17 protein-coding genes and 2 pseudogenes are annotated in these 16,963 nt (G+C 54.7%); 10 read left to right on the top strand and 9 right to left on the bottom strand.

Annotated elements, in window-relative coordinates; translation table 11 throughout:
• Positions 1-124: 124 nt before the first annotated feature.
• Entirely contained in the window at positions 125-742 is a 618-nt protein-coding gene (locus KP701_RS13115) for a TetR/AcrR family transcriptional regulator (RefSeq protein ID WP_215747456.1), read from the bottom strand.
• A 104-nt stretch (positions 743-846) separates the two neighbouring features.
• On the opposite strand from KP701_RS13115, the gene KP701_RS13110 reads away from it, so the two are divergent.
• The gene (locus tag KP701_RS13110; protein WP_063904058.1) at positions 847-2,061 is read left to right on the top strand and encodes an MFS transporter; all 1,215 of its coding nucleotides are present in this window, start codon (positions 847-849) and stop codon (positions 2,059-2,061) included.
• A 38-nt stretch (positions 2,062-2,099) separates the two neighbouring features.
• Here KP701_RS13110 and KP701_RS13105 read toward each other — a convergent pair whose 3' ends face one another.
• Positions 2,100-2,993 carry an NAD(P)/FAD-dependent oxidoreductase gene (locus KP701_RS13105; protein WP_077804067.1) on the bottom strand — a complete coding sequence of 298 codons (894 nt, stop codon included), beginning with the start codon at positions 2,991-2,993 and terminating at the stop codon, positions 2,100-2,102.
• Positions 2,994-3,073: 80 nt separating this feature from the next.
• On the opposite strand from KP701_RS13105, the gene KP701_RS13100 reads away from it, so the two are divergent.
• On the top strand, positions 3,074-3,544 hold the full coding sequence (locus tag KP701_RS13100) for an Rrf2 family transcriptional regulator (protein WP_233142702.1): 471 nt from the start codon (positions 3,074-3,076) through the stop codon (positions 3,542-3,544).
• A 122-nt stretch (positions 3,545-3,666) separates the two neighbouring features.
• On the opposite strand, the gene KP701_RS13095 is transcribed toward KP701_RS13100, so the two are convergent.
• Positions 3,667-4,560, bottom strand: coding sequence for a LysR family transcriptional regulator (locus KP701_RS13095; protein WP_256445024.1), 894 nt, complete (start codon positions 4,558-4,560; stop codon positions 3,667-3,669).
• Between the two features lie 150 nt (positions 4,561-4,710).
• On the opposite strand from KP701_RS13095, the gene KP701_RS13090 reads away from it, so the two are divergent.
• On the top strand, positions 4,711-5,337 hold the full coding sequence (locus KP701_RS13090) for a glutathione S-transferase family protein (RefSeq protein ID WP_211555900.1): 627 nt from the start codon (positions 4,711-4,713) through the stop codon (positions 5,335-5,337).
• Complete coding sequence (locus tag KP701_RS13085; RefSeq protein WP_086649761.1) at positions 5,334-5,741, top strand: VOC family protein; 408 nt, start codon at positions 5,334-5,336, stop codon at positions 5,739-5,741. The genes KP701_RS13090 and KP701_RS13085 overlap by 4 nt, the downstream gene beginning before the upstream one ends.
• 219 nt (positions 5,742-5,960) lie before the next feature.
• Here the strand turns inward: KP701_RS13085 and KP701_RS13080 are convergent, their stop codons facing one another.
• The 6 genes from KP701_RS13080 to KP701_RS13055 all read right to left on the bottom strand — a co-directional run bounded on the left by KP701_RS13080 (position 5,961) and on the right by KP701_RS13055 (position 12,092).
• Positions 5,961-7,157, bottom strand: coding sequence for an MFS transporter (locus KP701_RS13080; RefSeq protein WP_233142704.1), 1,197 nt, complete (start codon positions 7,155-7,157; stop codon positions 5,961-5,963).
• Positions 7,158-7,194: 37 nt separating this feature from the next.
• A complete protein-coding gene (locus tag KP701_RS13075) occupies positions 7,195-7,803 on the bottom strand; it encodes a nitroreductase family protein (RefSeq protein WP_077804069.1) in 609 nt (202 codons plus the stop codon).
• A gap of 489 nt (positions 7,804-8,292) precedes the next feature.
• The gene (locus KP701_RS13070; RefSeq protein ID WP_077804070.1) at positions 8,293-9,123 is read right to left on the bottom strand and encodes a phosphoenolpyruvate hydrolase family protein; all 831 of its coding nucleotides are present in this window, start codon (positions 9,121-9,123) and stop codon (positions 8,293-8,295) included.
• Positions 9,116-10,342, bottom strand: coding sequence for a Tm-1-like ATP-binding domain-containing protein (locus KP701_RS13065; RefSeq protein ID WP_077804071.1), 1,227 nt, complete (start codon positions 10,340-10,342; stop codon positions 9,116-9,118). Before KP701_RS13065 ends, KP701_RS13070 begins: the two co-directional genes overlap by 8 nt.
• Positions 10,343-10,344: 2 nt before the next feature.
• Positions 10,345-10,662 (bottom strand): putative quinol monooxygenase, encoded by a 318-nt coding sequence (locus KP701_RS13060; RefSeq protein ID WP_077804072.1) that lies wholly within the window; start codon positions 10,660-10,662, stop codon positions 10,345-10,347.
• Positions 10,663-10,715: 53 nt separating this feature from the next.
• Positions 10,716-12,092: a PLP-dependent aminotransferase family protein gene (locus KP701_RS13055; protein ID WP_077804073.1), complete on the bottom strand. Its 1,377-nt coding sequence runs from the start codon at positions 12,090-12,092 to the stop codon at positions 10,716-10,718.
• A gap of 212 nt (positions 12,093-12,304) precedes the next feature.
• On the opposite strand from KP701_RS13055, the pseudogene KP701_RS13050 reads away from it, so the two are divergent.
• The 6 genes and pseudogenes from KP701_RS13050 to KP701_RS13025 all read left to right on the top strand — a co-directional run.
• Positions 12,305-12,940 (top strand): annotated as a pseudogene (locus KP701_RS13050) (transposase); the annotation flags it as partial.
• A 316-nt stretch (positions 12,941-13,256) separates the two neighbouring features.
• Positions 13,257-14,594, top strand: coding sequence for an IS110 family transposase (locus KP701_RS13045; protein WP_077804074.1), 1,338 nt, complete (start codon positions 13,257-13,259; stop codon positions 14,592-14,594).
• Between the two features lie 29 nt (positions 14,595-14,623).
• Positions 14,624-15,058 (top strand): annotated as a pseudogene (locus KP701_RS13040) (transposase); the annotation flags it as partial.
• Between the two features lie 356 nt (positions 15,059-15,414).
• The gene (locus KP701_RS13035) at positions 15,415-15,684 is read left to right on the top strand and encodes a hypothetical protein (RefSeq protein WP_077804075.1); all 270 of its coding nucleotides are present in this window, start codon (positions 15,415-15,417) and stop codon (positions 15,682-15,684) included.
• Positions 15,685-16,041: 357 nt separating this feature from the next.
• Entirely contained in the window at positions 16,042-16,392 is a 351-nt protein-coding gene (locus KP701_RS16360) for a hypothetical protein (protein WP_235993401.1), read from the top strand.
• Positions 16,389-16,694, top strand: coding sequence for a hypothetical protein (locus KP701_RS13025; RefSeq protein WP_233142707.1), 306 nt, complete (start codon positions 16,389-16,391; stop codon positions 16,692-16,694). The genes KP701_RS16360 and KP701_RS13025 overlap by 4 nt, the downstream gene beginning before the upstream one ends.
• Positions 16,695-16,963: the final 269 nt, after the last annotated feature.

Raw genomic sequence — 16,963 nt, 5'->3', positions numbered from 1 at the left:
TTCCGTACTGGATGGTCCATAATATGTGCGCAAAACAGGGTCAAGGAGTTATGGAGTGGTCGATATGGAATTAACGGCATAAGGCTTGGCCTGTTGCAGGCTCATCAATGTCTGGCAGACCGTTTCACGGCGTGGTGAGCAGCGCGTTGGCATCCCATAAGGTCAGAAGCGAAGTGATGGCGGCATCCAGATGTGTTGACGTCATCCCGTCCCGCGCTTCGCATGTCATGCCATGGAAAAATGTCGCGAAAATATCGGGCAGGGCCGCTGTTGTCGCGCAATCGCGCAGTTCGCCGCGGGCAATCGCGCGCTCCACGCAGACCCGGATTCCGGTCCGCGTCCGCTGGCGCTCTGCAGCGAGAAGGGCCTGAACGGCTTTATTTTCGGGCGAACAGTTACTGGCGCCCGAGACGACCAGACAGCCACAGGGATGCGTCCGGGTCGCCTGCATACGCGCTGAACCGCGCAAAGTCCGTTCAATCGCATCCCGCGGTATCAGGTTTTCGTCCCATAAGGGCGACATCACCTGTCCGTAGGTCGCCAGATAATGCTGCACGACTTCGCGAAACAAGGCTTCCTTCGAGCCGAACGCGGCATAGAAACTTGCCGGCGAAATATTGCCCATGCAGGATTTGAGCTGTGTCAGGGAGGTCGGTTCGTAGCCCTGCGCCCAGAAAAGCGTCATGGCGGCATTGAGTGCTTTGTCCCTGTCAAACTCCCGGGGACGCCCTGTTCGCGCCATGGTATTGCTCCTTTTGAAAGATTTTCATATTAAGTGATCCAGAAGTAATTGCCAAGAATTTACGCTCTCATATATAGATCGTTCGATCCATATATGAGAGCCGCATGACCTCCAAGACGATACCCCTTCGCAGAAGTCCCGATGACAGATTACCTATGGCCGGCTTACTCGCCTTGGCGATGACTGGCTTCATCTGCATTATGACTGAAACTCTTCCTGCAGGTTTGCTGCCTGAGATCGGGGCTGGGCTGCATGTTTCCCCCGCCTTGGCAGGGCAGATGGTCACGGCTTACGCCTTGGGCTCCCTGAGTGCTGCGATCCCGCTAACATTGGCCACACAGCGCTGGCGGAGAAGGCGGGTTCTACTGCTGGCGATCATTGGTTTTGTAGTTTTTAACTCCATCACAGCATTCTCGACGGATTATGACCTGACCCTCGTGGCGCGATATGGCGCGGGTGCAGCGGCAGGGCTCGCCTGGGCCCTGCTGGCCGGCTATGCACGCAGAATGGTGACACCCGCTCAGCAAGGACGTGCTCTGGCTATCGCCATGGTTGGCACGCCGATCGCGCTTTCTGTAGGTGTTCCGGCGGGCACTTGGCTGGGCGCGGCTGTGGGATGGAGACTGGCCTTCTGGATCATGTCGGGTGCCACCTTGCTGTTAATTGTCTGGGTTCTGGCGAAGGTTCCTGATTTTCCAGGCCTTGCACATCATGAGCGCCAGCCGTTCGGTCATGTCCTGCGAACACCGGGGGTGCGATCTGTTCTGGGCGTCGTGGTAACATGGATGCTCGCGCATAACGTTCTCTACACTTATATCGTACCGTTCATTACACCGGCAGGGCTGGCAGGAGAGGCGGACCGCATCCTCCTGCTTTTTGGCCTTGCTGCCCTTGCAGGCATCTGGCTCACCAGTTGCACGGTCGATCATGCCCTCCGGCTTTCTGTTCTGGTCAGTCTGGCAATATTCGCTGCTGTTGCAGTTTTTTTTGCAATTGGATCAGCATCGCCTGCGGTGATCATGATTGGCGTTACGATATGGGGTCTGACTTTCGGAGGGGCCGCGACGTTGCTCCAGACGGCTCTGGCTGATGCAGCCGGGGAGGGTACAGATGTTGCGTTATCGATGAATGTCGTCGTCTGGAACAGCGCCATAGCCGGCGGTGGCCTGTTGGGTGGTGTGTTGCTGGAAACGTGGGGAGCTCTGTCATTCCCCTGGATTGTGATGGCACTCGCTGCTGTAAGCTTCCTGATCGCATGGCAAGCCCGCTCCTATGGGTTCCGACCTGGCCATCGGCTCGGGCATGGAAAAGAAAACTGAGTATTCGATGACAAGCAGCGGATTGCGTTACCGCGTGATCACGCCCTGGCTAAAGATTGGTGCGCCGCTATACCTGCCAGGACACCCGACGCTGCTGCGACCGTTGCATTATGCATCGGGCTAGCCGCATCCCCAGCTACATAGACCCCGGACACAGAGGTTGCGCCCCAGGTATCGACCTTGATGAACGGACCGGTAGGTCCGTTTTCCAGAATACAGCCCAGATCCTCGGCAATCGGGCTGGCAGGTCTGGTTTTCGGTACCGTGAACACAGCTGCGACTTCAATGAGCCGTCCATCCGCCAGCTTCACGGCATCCAAACCAGGAGCATCTCCGATGAGAGAAATGATTGGAGTACGTTCGATCACGACGCCGCGCTTGTTAAGCAACATTGCCTGCTCTGGATCAGGCTCGTAAATTCCCTGAGTGAAGTAAGTTGTTGGCCCCCAATCGGGTATTAATGTTGCCTGATGGATTGACATTGGGTTTGTGGCGATAATTCCAAGCTGATGATTGCGGACCTCATATCCGTGGCAATAAGGACAATGAAGAACGGTCTTGCCCCATCGTTCCGCTACACCAGGGATATCGGGCAAAGTATCGGAAACGCCAGTAGCGAGTATCAGCCGCTTCGCCTGAAATTTTGCTCCGTTGGCTAGAGACACAGTAAACGTCTTGCCATTCCGTGCCACCTTCTGCGCGTCGTTCTGCAAGATCTGCGCAGTTGGATATCGCCGTAATTGTGCAGTGGCTTCACGCATAATGGTGTTCGGCGCTTTGCCGTCCTGGCCGAGGAAACCATGAGACGCGTCTGCGAAGCGGTTTCGCGGTAAGCCAGCATCGATCAGCAAAACGCTCATGCGAGCCCGTGCCAGCTGAATAGCTGCCGCTTGTCCGGCAAAGCTGCCGCCTATCACGATCACATCATACATGGTTAAATCCTATTCAACTTCATATGTAATGTCTGAAGTTACATATATGCATATCAGCTTTTTGCAACTCTTGATGTGACATGATAGAAGAGCCTAAAGGGCAGGCGATGCAACTGGACGGGCGATTATCGAGAATGATGCATTTGCTGATCCATATGGATCGCGCGAATGGGCCCATCACCTCCGGTGAAGCAGCGGAAATGCTGCATACCAATCCGGTTGTTATTCGGCGTACGATGGCAGGCCTGCGGGATGTGGGGTTCGTTCGTTCCATCAAGGGGCACGCTGGCGGGTGGACGCTTCTGAAGCCGCTGGAAAGTATCTCGATGCTTGATGTCTACAAAGCCGTGGGGCAGCCACGTATTTTCGCAATTGGCCTGGCCGACCCGGCGCCCGATTGCCTCGTCGAGCAGGCCGTAAATGCGTCAATGACGAGCGCACTCGAAAAAGCTGAGGCGCTTCTGATTGCTCAACTAGGCGAGGTCACTCTTGCAGCAATCGCCAAAGATTTTGACCGGCGCTTTTCTGCGTCTTGTGCGAGCTCTCCCTGAACCAGGGTAGTCTGCCGCTTTAGAGCTCAAAAAGCTTTGCAGTTACTCGATGGAATGAAGCTCAAACGTAAAGCCGCACAATGCATAAAAATGGTAGCGGCTGTTTGCAGGGGACCCTTCTTCTATGTGAGGTGTGCTTTGAGAGACCTTTTTGCCATAAACCTGTCTTTCATCGCGGAAACAAACGTTCGAACATTTACGGACTGACGTTCTTTGGCAGGGAACAGGATGAAGACCGGAAGTACTGAGGCGGGGGTGTCAGTCAAAATTCTTCGAAGCTGCCCATTTTCAACAAATTGGTGAGTTTGGTAGGATAATGCCGTGACGATGCCTAGATCTTCGATGGCGGCTGTGAGAGCCGCATCGACACTGTTCACGAAAAGCCGGGGCGAGACTTTTATCGAAAAACCAGATTTCCCGCCCTGTCGCCACTCAGAATATCCTGCTGCATATTCATTAACCTCAATGAGGCTATGCGTTGCGAGATCCTCAAAGACCTGTGGCTCTCCGTGTTTCTTCAGATAAGCTGGGCTGGCAACAAAAATTTTCTGGACCTCTCCGATTTTCTTCATCTTCAGGGCGCTGTCTTGTGGAGGTGCAATCCGGATGGCGAGATCAATTCCTTCTTCCACAAGATGAACAACCCGGTCTGTCAAAAAAAGCCTGATGTTCAATTGCGGCCAGGCTTTTAAAAGTTCTGTGACAACGGGAAGGACGTGTACCCGTCCAAAAATAACGGGGGCGGTAATCGACAACACTCCTTGGGGGGCAGTCCTCGCTCCTTGCGCTATAGCAATCGCACCATCTAGGTCGAAAATCGCTGCCCGACACCGAGCCAGAAACTCCACGCCTTCAGTGGTCAGATGTACAGAGCGGGTTGTACGGCTGAATAAGGAGATTCCGAGGGCTGTCTCTAGGCTTCTCACCGTCCGTGTTACCGTTGTTGCCGAAAGACCCAGCTTCCGGGATGCTCCGACAAAACTGGCGTGATCGGCCACGGCCATAAAGATCCGCAATGCCGGAAGGTCGATCAGATCTCTCTCCTGTAATCAACAAATTATAGCCACAAAACGCAATAATGAAGTGCGATTTCGACAGATTATCGCACGCTTTGTTCCGTGAGAAGACAATGTATCTGTTCAACTATTTTTTTTCGGGATTGCTCCATGAAACTCTATTATCATCCCCTTTCGGGGCATGCGCATCGGGCGCACCTCTTTCTCTCTCTTGTCGGCTTGCCTCACGAATTGACGCTTGTCGACCTGGCCGCGGGTGAGCAGAGAACTCCGGAATTTTTAAGGCTGAACGCCTTTGCAGAAATTCCCGTTCTAGATGATGACGGGACTATCATTGCGGATTCCAATGCCATCCTTGTTTATGTCGCGCGAAAAATGGGGCCATCTCATTGGCTGCCAGAGGATCTAGTAACAGAAGCGGAAATTCAACGTTGGCTGTCTGTTGCGGCAGGAAAAATCACATATGGATGCTGTGCTGCGCGTCTTGTGACAGTCTTTGGCGCCCCCTTCAATCTGGAAGAGGTCATCCAGCGTGCTCACGACACACTCAAAGTGATCGAACAAACCTTGCAGGGCCGGACCTGGATCGCAGGAACCCAAGAACCGACAATCGCGGATGTCGCGCTTTACAGTTATGTCGCGAGAGCTCCGGAAGGAAATGTTGATCTATCAGAATACAAGGCCATTAGTAGATGGTTGCAGCGCACGGAAAGCCTAGAGGGATTTGTTCCATTCGCGAATATTGTAGCGGATTTGAAAACAGGAGAGGCGCAATGAACTTCTCTCATCTGAGTCTAGATCATGTAGGCATTCGTGTGACGGATCTCGCCGTTTCCGAACGGTTTTATGCCAAATTTGGCTTCATCCGTGATCCAGAAGAATACGCTCCAGCGGTGAAAGCCTGTGGTCTACATCACCCATCCGGGCTTCGTATTCATCTTATTTTTAATGGTGTGTCAGACCCGGCTGGTAATGTTCTGATGGATGTTCCTGTCAAATATCCAGGATACACACATGCGGCATTTATTATCGAAAGTATGGTAGATTTTGTTCCCTGGCTGGAACAGGAACGGATTACGATCACAGAAGGCCCCGTGCATATGGGACACGACAGACGCGTCGTCTGTTTTATTCGTGATCCAGACGGAAACGTTCTGGAATTTAATGAAATTCTCCAGTAATTTGTCCTTCTGGAACTCTGAATTTGATAGCCGAACGAGGACAGCGATAATAAAATTCAGCCGATATCACTTAGATCGAGTACTACCAAGGTAGATTGTTCGACGCATACGCTGAACGAATGCATCAAGAAGGTCGACGCCGGTAAGCAGACTAGTCTTGAATTTCTATCTGTTCGTGCATTTTAAACCAGATCAGGGACGGAGAGAATGGAGCAGGGTTCATGAGGCGGCATGCCTACCATTCGTGGCGGCAAAGAGCGCGAGGGAGGCAAGGCACATGAGCGTTCCTGCGCTCGCAAAGCCCCACCAACCTGCAATGCTGTAGAGTGCGGCCCCGCCAGACGATCCGAGCGCACCGCAGACGAACACACCGCCCATATAAGCAGCATTCAGGCGTCCGCGCGCAGTGTCGTTGAGACTGTAAACCACGCGCTGGCTGATGACCTGATTGGTTTGCACCCCACCATCCAGCAGCAGCGCAAGTACCGCGAGGACGATAATCCAACCTGCAGCGACGGCCCAGCCCGAGGTGAGAGACGTTGCGCCTACGAGTGCGATTGCGCTCAGTGTCGCCGGACGGGTCAGTCCGGCGTCAGCCAAGCGTCCTGCGAGAGGAGCGGCCAGTGCGCCGCCTGCTCCCGCGAGTGCGAAGAGGGCAATCTTGCCCTGGCTAAAGCCGAACTGGGCATGAAGCAAAAGCGGAATGGCGGTCCAGAACATGTTGAAGACAGCGAAGACGAGACCATGACAGGCGATGCGAACCCTTAACGTCCTGTATTGGACCAGAAGATGCATGATCGACCGCAAGAGGCTTCCGTAAGACATGCGGCGGGTTGGGGCCTGAACGGGCAGAACGCGCGCCAGCCCAAGACCCGCGAGCATCATGACGACAGCAGAGACCCAGAACACGGCTCGCCAGCCGAACGCGGCCGCCATAGCGTTTGCGACGGGCCGCGAGAGCATGATCCCCGACAGCAGGCCGCCCATGATATTGCCGATCGTTCTGCCACGTTGACCGGGTTCCACGAAATGCGTGGCGAGCGGCAGCAGAATCTGCGACCCCACGGAACACAGACCGATGGTGACGGAAAACAGCATGAATGTCGCGACTGAGGTGCTGAGCGCCGCTCCGATCAGACTGACGACAAGCCCGGCAATCGTCAGGAGGATCAGACGACGGTTTTCGGACTGGTCGCAGAGCGGCACGATCAGGACCAACCCAGCCCCGTAGCCGAGTTGGGTCAGCGTGACGATACTTCCCGCCCATGTGGAGGAAATGGCCAGTGCACTCGTGATGGGGCCGATCAGAGCCTGCGCGTAGTAGATGTTCGCGACCGTCAGGCCGCACACCCCGGCGAACAGTCCGGTTATCGCCGGTGTCAGGCGGAATGTCGTGTGAGCGGTAGCGTTTGTCACGGGCGGCCTTCTGGCAACTTTTGAGGCGAGTGGCGGCTCAGAACGTGTTCCTGAAAATGATCTCGTCTGTCGGAAGGATGCCGCCGGTCGGGTGAGGGGACTTGGCACATTTACCGACCGCGACGAACATGACGATTTCATGGTCCTCGGGAAGATTGATCAGCTTGCCCACTGCGTCGAAGTCGAAACCGTCCATCGGGCATGTGCCGTAGCCCATGCTTTCGGCCTGTAGCATGATGGCTGCCGCTGCCATACCGCACGAGCGCATGCCTTCGTCGCGCTGGACCTGTTCGCGTCCACGATAATACTGATCGATCGCGCCGGTCATGAATTGCTGCACTTCGGTGGAGGCGTTTTCCCAGTAGCGCGTGGTGGATTTCTCCCACGCCTTGATGTCAGCGCAGAGAACCAGAAGCACGGAAGAGTCGGTAACCTGAGCTTGATCCCATGCGACGGCGCGGATCTTGGTGCGCAGTTCTGGATCGGTCACGGCGACGAAGCGCCAATTCTGGATGTTGAACGCCGTTGGCATACGGCGGGCGAGACCGAGCAGTGTGTCGAGTTCAGCGTCCGTCATGCGGTGGTCGGGATCGAAGACTTTGGTAGCGCGGCGTTGCAGAATGGCACTGGCGACGTCGAGGGGCATGACATTTCTCCTGTTGTGTGGCTCTGTTGTACAATTTACCCTGTCAACGCGGAGAGGGCATTAAGGGTGCTTAGGCTTATGAGACGGCCCGTCTGATGGGTGTTCCATCGTTCCCCTTGGCCCGTCCGGGATAACCGTAGGCCTACAGAGTTTCATTTCGGGTGATGGCATCTTTGCTGATGCGAGGCGCCATAACACTACATTCTTTTTGGGAGGTATGATCTACCATGTATCAGGGCTGGTAATGGTTTCATGAGATCGCCTTGTGTCATACACACTACCAGCCGTGACGCTGACTGGCGATCTCTTCATCGTCGGGGATCTGTTCCCGAGACTGGGGCCGGAGCATAGCATCACTGATATCGCTTCCTATCATGTCTATGCTCCTGATTTATATGGCTATTCATGGAATTTTTCAAATGTACGGAAGGAAAAAGAAAGGCATGTTTAAGACATTACTATTTCCTAACATGCCCTTCAGGAAGAATACTAGCGCGTCATAGATTTAAACAATTGTGTCTGTTCGACCAGCGCGCGTTCGGTTGGCAACCGTTCCATACTCGATGCACCATAAAATCCATGGCAATCAGGGCAAGCCTTGAGGACTTTCTGGGCATCTTCAGGCATTGCAATCGGTCCGCCATGGCAAAGAACGATGACGTCGTCTCTCACACTTTTGGCAGCATCCGTCATCTGGTTGATCAGCGTTATACAGTCGTCCAGTGTGAATGCTGTTTCTGCACCAATATTGCCACCAGTTGTCAGGCCCATGTGGGCAACCAGAACATCCGCGCCCGCTTTTGTCATGCTGACAGCTTGCTCTGGGTCGAAGATATAAGGGGTCGTGAGCAAATCTTTCTTGCGGGCCCGAGCGACGACATCCACTTCCATAGCATAGCTCATGCCGGTTTCTTCAAGGTTTTTTCGGAATGTACCGTCAATCAGCCCGACTGTCGGGAAGTTTTGTATACCAGAAAAACCCACCCTGCGTATTTCGTCGAGGAATACATCAAAGTCCACAAATGGATCGGTACCATTCACGCCGGCAAGTACTGGCGTGTTTGGGACAACTGGCAGCACCTCACGTGCCATCTCCATAACGATCTGATTGGCGTTGCCATAAGCAAGCAAGCCCGCAAGTGAACCGCGTCCAGCCATGCGGTAACGACCGGAGTTATAAATGACGATCAGATCGATGCCGCCCTCCGCCTCACATTTGGCGGAAAGACCTGTTCCTGCTCCGCCCCCAACGATGGGGCGCCCTTCTGCGATAAGGCCGCGCAAACGACCAAGAATAGTTTCGCGTGCAATGCTAGGCATTGAATTCGGTCTCCTTGAACATTGTCTGAAATTCGTCCGCCATTGCCTGAGCAAAAGCAGAATCATTGAGCGCATATGGCAGGCGTATCAGCCTTCGCCTTGCGCTTTCGCGCAGCATCCCTGATAACGCCGCGACGAATGCTTCATCGGCTTCGGGATCGAAAAAGACCTCTCCAGCCGCATCAAGTAAAGAAAAGCCGCCTTCCGGTATAAAGAATGCGACGGGGCCTTCGCAGTGATTCAGGCGTTCGGCAATCATTTGCCCCATCTGACGACATTCTTCGGCTGATGTACGCATCAGTGTGATGTGTGGGTTATGCTCTACCAGAACACGATTTCTATAATTTTGTGGAACCGTATCTCGGGCAGCGAAATTGACCATGTCGAGACCACCGCAACTGCCGACATAAGGCACTTTAGTGCGTTCAACTGCGCCGAGCCGGTCTTCTCCACAAGGAAAAATACCATTCGCAATGAGGTCGCAGAATTCCGTTGTTGTAACGTCAATTACACCGCGTATGACTCCACGATCAATAAGCTGTTCCATCGAACGACCACCCGTGCCGGTGGCGTGAAACACCAAACAGTCAAACTGATGATGCAAGGTATCAGTCAGGTGTGTGACGCAGGGTGTCGTTACACCAAACATCGTCAAGCCAATCGCAGGGCGTTGGTCTTCGGGTTCATGCGTCGCAGAACGCACCATACCGGCCATGGCATTCGCTGCGTTTTCGAGCACTCGCCGCGACACACGGTTCAGCCCTTGCATATCGACCACGGAATACAGCATTGCTATATCGGATCCACCAACATAAGGCGCAACGTTTCCAGATGCCACGGTGGACACAAGAATTTTTGGAATACCGATGGGCATTGCCTGCAAAGCAGGTGCTACCAGTGCGCTGCCTCCAGACCCCCCTAGTGCCAGTACTCCTGCCACATCAGGGCGCGAGGAGAGATAGTGCAACAACGCGTCAGACATTCCTGCAATTGCTGGACCTCTGACATTCCCGAATACGGCATCGGGCCCACGCGGGTGGCATGATGCGACGTCCCATGCCACGACATCGGTGGCTTGAATGACACCGGTGCAATTGTGTCCTGTGGAGACATCGACAACTCTGGAGAGCACACCACGTTCCGACAATTTGGTTTGCAGATAACGGAGTTCTGCGTCCTTGGTGTCTCGCGTTCCGATGATATAGACGTATTTTGCCATCGTCAGGCCATCCGGGGACACGGCTCAAGCAATGTGACCGTCAGTGGTCTTTCCAGTCCTGCCGTAAACGTCTCTTTCATGGCCAGGAAATGTGCCGTCTGCTCATGAATTAGAAGCGCGTCGAGACTCTCCCACTGTTCGATAAACACGAGATGCTGCGGGTTGTTTTGGTCACGCTTGCAGTCATAGGAGATATTGGACGGCTCTAAACGCGACGCGATAACGCATGCCGCAACTGCGCCGAGGACGGCATCTTTGTGTTCAGGTCGGATGTAGATTTCGGCAATGATAGTAAGGACATTTGTTGATAGGTCTGACATGCTTTCTCTCCGCCGCCTGACTGTTCTTGTCAGACTAACGCGGAGTGACACTTTCAGCCTAAGACTATAGTGTCGCGTGACACTTTTCTTTCTACTAGTTCGCATGCCTGACGTATGCGCGTCAGCGCTACGGTCAGATTTTTGAAGGATACGGCACCCAGGGCGAGCCTTACGCCTGTTGTTTGCAGGGTGTCGCAACTGGCAAAAGCGCTCGGTGGTGCGATTGAAACACCGAGTGCCTTTGCGTTTTCAGCGACGTTTTCTGCTGTGGATGCATCCATGGGCAGCCAAAGGTGAAAGCCGTCTCCACCCGGTTCTGTCATGCGTTTGCCCAATATATTACGGGCAAGATTCCGTCGTCTTGCGGCTTCGGCACGTAAAGATTGACGGACGCTGCTAGCCGTTCCATCGCTCAACCACTGAGCCATCATCGCATAGGACAGGGGAGCGATCATCAGGGATGATGCAAGCAGTACTGGAAGTGTCTGCGCTGCGAATGCAGCTGGGGGGGCAAGCGCGCCTATGCGCAAACCTGGACTGATGATTTTTGACAGACTGGAAACATGAAAAGTCCGTTCCGGAATGAGCGCCGCGAGAGTGTGGTTTAGCTTGCTCTGTCCAGCATAGACACCATCTTCGATGACCAGAGCATCGAACCGGCGGCATAACTGGGCAATGGCATGTACTCGATCGCTATCCATGCAAGCGGTGGTTGGATTATGCAGGGTGGGCGTTACATACACTAATGCCCGTCCAGTTTGGGGTGACGATAAGGCGGCTTCCAGCCCATCAGGCATCATCCCGCGCGCATCCATGGCAATACTTTGCAAGGTTTTTCCTCCGCGACGCACTGTGTCCAGCATGCCGGGGTAGGTCACCTCTTCGGTTATAATGCTGCCCACATGTGGGCGCGCGACGGTGAACGCCACGCTGAGTGCCTGTTGCGCTCCACCAGTCAGTAACAGATTTTCCGGATCGATTTCGATACCGCAACCTGTCAGCCAGTGCGCCATAATTCGACGGTGTTCGATATGTCCAGCAACAGGTGGATAAACGTTAAAAAGGGCGGCGTCGACGGTACGGGCCAGACGTGACAGGGTGCGAGCGAGTGCTCGGTCACTAAACATGGGCGGGGGCATATTGGTGGACATATCCAGCAAAATCGACCGATCATCCGCCCGTGCTGCAACGAAAGATCCACGCCCATGCTCGGCCCGCACTAATCCGCGTCTTTCAAGAATGGCATAAGCGCGCGTAACGGATCCAATGCCGATGCCCAGACGCCACGCGAGGTCACGGTGTGCTGGCAGTCGATCGCCAACAGACAAAATACCATGGAGTATGTCTGATCCCAGCACGTCGGCTAGACGCTCTGCTGACGATCCGGTTCCGTCTGGGAGACGTGCATTCCAAGGTGACTGGCTTCGCATTGTTTTGCCTAATTAATTTTAGAAAGCTCAATAGTGGGGGAATACCCCGCTCTGGATGGCAGATGGAGGGTGGTTAGGACTATTCTATCGTATCGTCCCGCCCCCGCGAAGCCAGAAGCCAATCGTCAGGGCTACCTGGAGGGTTCGAAAAACCCTCTGGTTTTGAGTCTGTCTCTGTGATTCCATTTCTCCTGCATTGATTGAGGGAGAAGATGAAGCAGGCTGGTTTCTTTGACGTTGAAGAGCGGCTTGCGCGATTGAGCGGGCTTGGTGATCAGCTTGAAGCGTTCTGCCCTGATCTGGAGAAGGCCCTGGCCTATTCAGATGGAAGCAAAGGCGGGCGACGGCCATTTGATCCGGTGCTGATGTTCAAGATCCTGGTGATCCAGACGCTGAACAATCTGTCTGATGAACGGACGGAATATCTCATCAACGACCGGCTGTCGTTCATGCGTTTCCTTGGTCTGGGGCTTTCAGATCGGGTGCCTGATGCCAAAACAATCTGGCTGTTCCGTGAACGCCTGACACAGGCGGGGGCCATTGAAAGACTGTTTGAGCGCTTTGATGCGACCCTGCGGAACGCAGGCTATCTGCCGATGTCGGGTCAGATCCTGGATGCAACGCTGGTGGCTGCTCCAAAGCAGCGCAATACTAATGCCGAGAAGGTAGATCTCCGGGCAGGACGTACCCCCGAAGACTGGCAGGACAAGCCGTCCAAGCTGTCGCACAAGGATCGCCATGCGCGCTGGACGCTGAAGTTCACGAAGGCGAAGCGGCAGGATGATGGAACCATGCCATCCAGCGATCTCGCCATCCCGTTCTTTGGCTACAAATCCCAGGTATCGATAGCGGGGCCGGGTTTGATGCCATGGAGAAAGTCGGAGAAGCGCAGGCTTCGGAGACGTGGTTGTGGATCAGACCCGGTTCCCAGCATGCCGGGAACCGGGTCTATACTCTCAGAGCGAACCAGGCCGGTTCGGGGCTGAAGTCCCTGAGAGATCCGCCGATCGTCTCGTCTTTTGTGAAGCATGAACCCGGTCCGGCCGCGCTGACGGGGCAAGAGTAACAAGATTGTGGCGTCTGCTTTGAGTGAAGTTGATCGGCCACGAATGACACACCTGACTGTGACCGTAGCGTTGGTTCCCTCACCAGAAAGGACCGACCATGACATTCCGTATCATTGGTATTGATCTGGCCATTCGCGGAGATCACCTCGCTCAGATCTATGACGATGGCCGCCCTAATGGCCGTGCAATTCGTTTCAGGCACGATCAGCCCTCACTCGCCGCTTTTGTTCAGACAGCCGTGATGGGGCTGAGAGCGGATGACCACATTCAGGCCATCATGGAGCCAACCGGCATGAGCTGGTTTCCTGTTGCCCACCATCTTGCAGATGCTGGCGTCACCGTGGCTCGTGTCAAGGGAAAACGGGTCAAGGCTCTACGCCGTTACCTTTCCGAACACGCCAAAACGGATATGGCTGATGCCCAGATCCTGGCGGCCATACCGTCATTTGGTGGACCACGTCTTGATCCAGTCCACATTCCGGATCCGCAAAGCCACGCTCTTCAACGTCTAATCAAACAGAGAAGCCGCTTTCAGAACGAGATCGCGGATGCCAGGCGGCGCCTGCTTGATCTCATTCGTTGGGCATCCCCCAGGCTTGAAGCAGTCTTGCCCGACTTAGGAACACGGCTCTCTTTGGCCCTGTTGCAGAAATGGTTTCACCCCTCGGATGTTTTGAAGGCGCGTCGTACGACATTCGCCAAATATGTTGGAGCTCATGCGGGAGGGAACCATCCGCGCAGTGGGCCCTTTGTGGAAACGCTGATCACAGGGTTACGTGAAGCGGCGCAATACGCTCAAGACCTTCATGGGACACACATTGATTTTTCGGAACTACAATTCCAAATCGCGACGGGAATTGAGAATGTTCTGAAGAAAATCCAACCAGTTGAAGATTTTGAGCAGCATATTGCAGATCTCTATAAACACCTCGACCCACAGGCTCTTCTGCTCAGTGTTCCGGGTGTCGGCCGTCATCTCGCGCCAACCCTGATCGGTATCTTGCAGAACATTGAGCGGTTTCATTCCGAAAAACATTTACGGTGGTTCTGTGGCCTGTTTCCCAGGAGGGCTGATAGTGGTGGTGTGGAGCGAGCGGGCCAGACCCTGATCCAGGGTGGCAATAACCGCATCAAACATGCACTTTATCTTGCTGCTGATACGGCACGAAAAACAGATCCTGAACTGGCAGAACTTTATTGGAGGCTGATGACGGCGAAAGGTCATCATCACAAACAGGCTTTATGTGCCGTTGCCAATCGTATTGTGAACCGGATCTTCAGCGTTCTCAAACGAGGAAAGCCTTATGAAGTGCGCGACAGGGAGGGAAACAGCATCACCCTCTGTGAAGCAAAAGCTATCACTCTGGAGCGCTATACTGTCGGAGAAAACAGTAGAGCAGGACGTCGTTCCAATCGGATCGAAAAGAACTCCTGAAACCGGAAAAATTGCTTGCGCTCTCGGTACAAGATCACGTCTCCATCGACCGGAAGTATCGGTTCATCCGGAAATGGAAGACGACGGATGCCGTTGCCAGCGATGGCGCGCGATTGAGAGAGGGGCTGCTGGATAAAACCAATACGGCCTCAAGCGTCTGGGCWGAYACRGCGTATCGCTCSAAAGCCAAYGARGACTTCATGGAMAAGCAGGGCTTTGTCTCSAAGGTTCACAGGAAAAAGCCGCATCTCAAACCTATGCCCCGGCATATCCAGAAATCGAATGCYGGAAAGTCKGTGRTCCGATCTCGTGTCGAGCATGTCTTTGCCGATCAGAAATCRCARAYGGGWCTGYTSRTCCGAACTGTCGGTATCACCCGGGCCACCATGAGGATCGGSCTYGCCAATATCGTCTATAATATGCGCCGTCTTCTCTTCCTGGAGCGAATCAGCGCGAGCGCGTAGTCATCCAGCAGGGGACAGCCCCTAATCCGTTCAAAACACAAACAGAAAACGCCCCAAAGAACCGTCAATCAGATTGCCAAAACCCAGAAATCACGGGCCAAGCACATCAATCAACGGTTCTTCGATCCCTCCATCTGCATTTCGTGCCCTCTTGACGAGGCAAGCATCTCTTCCAATTTTTCTTTCGCTGGACGCCATCGGGTCCGGCATAGGCTCTGTGAGCCAGACAACTGAAGTCCATGTTGCTTTAATCGGAGGATGTGGATGTCGACACTGAAAGGACTTTATTCCCGCTATCGCCGCTCCTTGCGCACAGCCGCCCGGAGATGGCGCAACCGACTGGAGGGAGGCGTATCATGGTAACGCGCCCCCTTTTTGGAGACGATCCGCTAGCTCCGCGTGTCCTCTCCGTGCTCCGCCGCCTCGGTCATGACGGACGTGGCGTGATGCTGACGTCTCTGGTGGCCCATACCGGTATACCGGGGATCAGACTTCGCTCTACGCTGGAATGCCTGGTCCAGGCGGGCACGGTCACCCCTGCCGGGTGTGATCCTCTGGCTTCTGATCTCGCGTTCCGTGTCCCCATGCGGGCAAGAGCCGCACCGCCAGTTCCGATCGCGGCGTAAGGCACAACCGCGCCGGGTAGATCAGAAACGCCTTCTCCGAGCGGAAGCGCCATCTTTTCTGGAACGACCGCACGAATGAGAGGGTGGAGCGGGGCCTTCCATCGGAGGTCCCGCGTTTCTGCAGATGAAATCAAAAGCAGCGAGAACAGGGAGATGTCGAGTTTTATTCATTTTCTCAACCTGAAGGCGCTTCAGCACTATTGGAATAACCATCCCCCCGTGCCCCGTTCACGGGGGACAATGCGGCCAGTTTGGTCGCACTCCGCGGGAAAGACGGAGCGAGCGGAACAGACAGCCAAGCAACCTCGGCACCTTCGGCAGCGGGAGAGGCCACATGTCGCTGTCGGTCTCATCCTCATGCTGCTGGTCGGAATGGTCTCGCCGACATCAGCTCATGCACCGCAGGGTATGCTGTCGTGCGAGACAGAAAAGCAGCCGGTAAACATTCCATCCATGCCACTGGCCCGCGCCATAGAGATATTGAGCCGGCAGACCGGGTGCCCGGTCCTAATCGACCCGATCCTTATGGACGGCAGGACCTCGGCAGCCGTCAAGGGCGCCTATACGCCTCAGGCCGCCCTCCTGCATCTGTTCGGATCCGTGCATATCGACGTCACCGCCACTGTTTCTGGCTTGAGCGTCAGTCCTCTGGATGCGACGGCTCTGACATCGGGTGACACGCGGTCCGGCCTGAGGAGTGCACCATGACTCTTCATACGGACAGGCCGAACAAAATTATGTCGCTTCCGACCGTTCAGATCAGCACAGAACTGGCGGTCCTGCTTGCCCACTATCTCAGCTACGAGGAAAAAGACCGCGGATACGGCGGCCTCATGCATCGGGCGGCTGACCATCTGATTTACCACCTGGTATCTCGCTGGAGAACCGCGCCAGACCCGGAAGCGACGACCCGACCAACGCCGTGGTCCGAAAACTCCTGCCTGTCGCTGACCGCACGCACATGGCCAAGGCCTTGGGCTAGTCGTTGGGAGACCTCGAAAATCAACTGACATTGGCCTTGCCAAAGGCCGTGCGAGATCATGCCAGAATATTGTCCTGTTGTCTGCCATGCTGGCACCGGATGTAAGCCGGAAGGGCCATGAGCCCTTCCAGAGACTGATTCAGTCCGCAGGGGAGTTCGCATCCACATCCGAGGGATCAAGCGGTTCGACCAGTCCTTTTAACTCTGGATCAGTGGAACTGCTCTAAAAGAAAAACCAGACCCAGGRCGTGGGAACTATAACGCAATTMATAGATGGGAAAACGGCTATGGAAGACC

The sequence above is a fragment of the Gluconobacter sp. P1C6_b genome (assembly GCF_018811945.1).
GTDB lineage: Bacteria > Pseudomonadota > Alphaproteobacteria > Acetobacterales > Acetobacteraceae > Gluconobacter.
The sequence above is the reverse complement of the archived record's forward strand: the minus strand, read 5'-3'. Positions and strand labels throughout refer to the sequence as shown.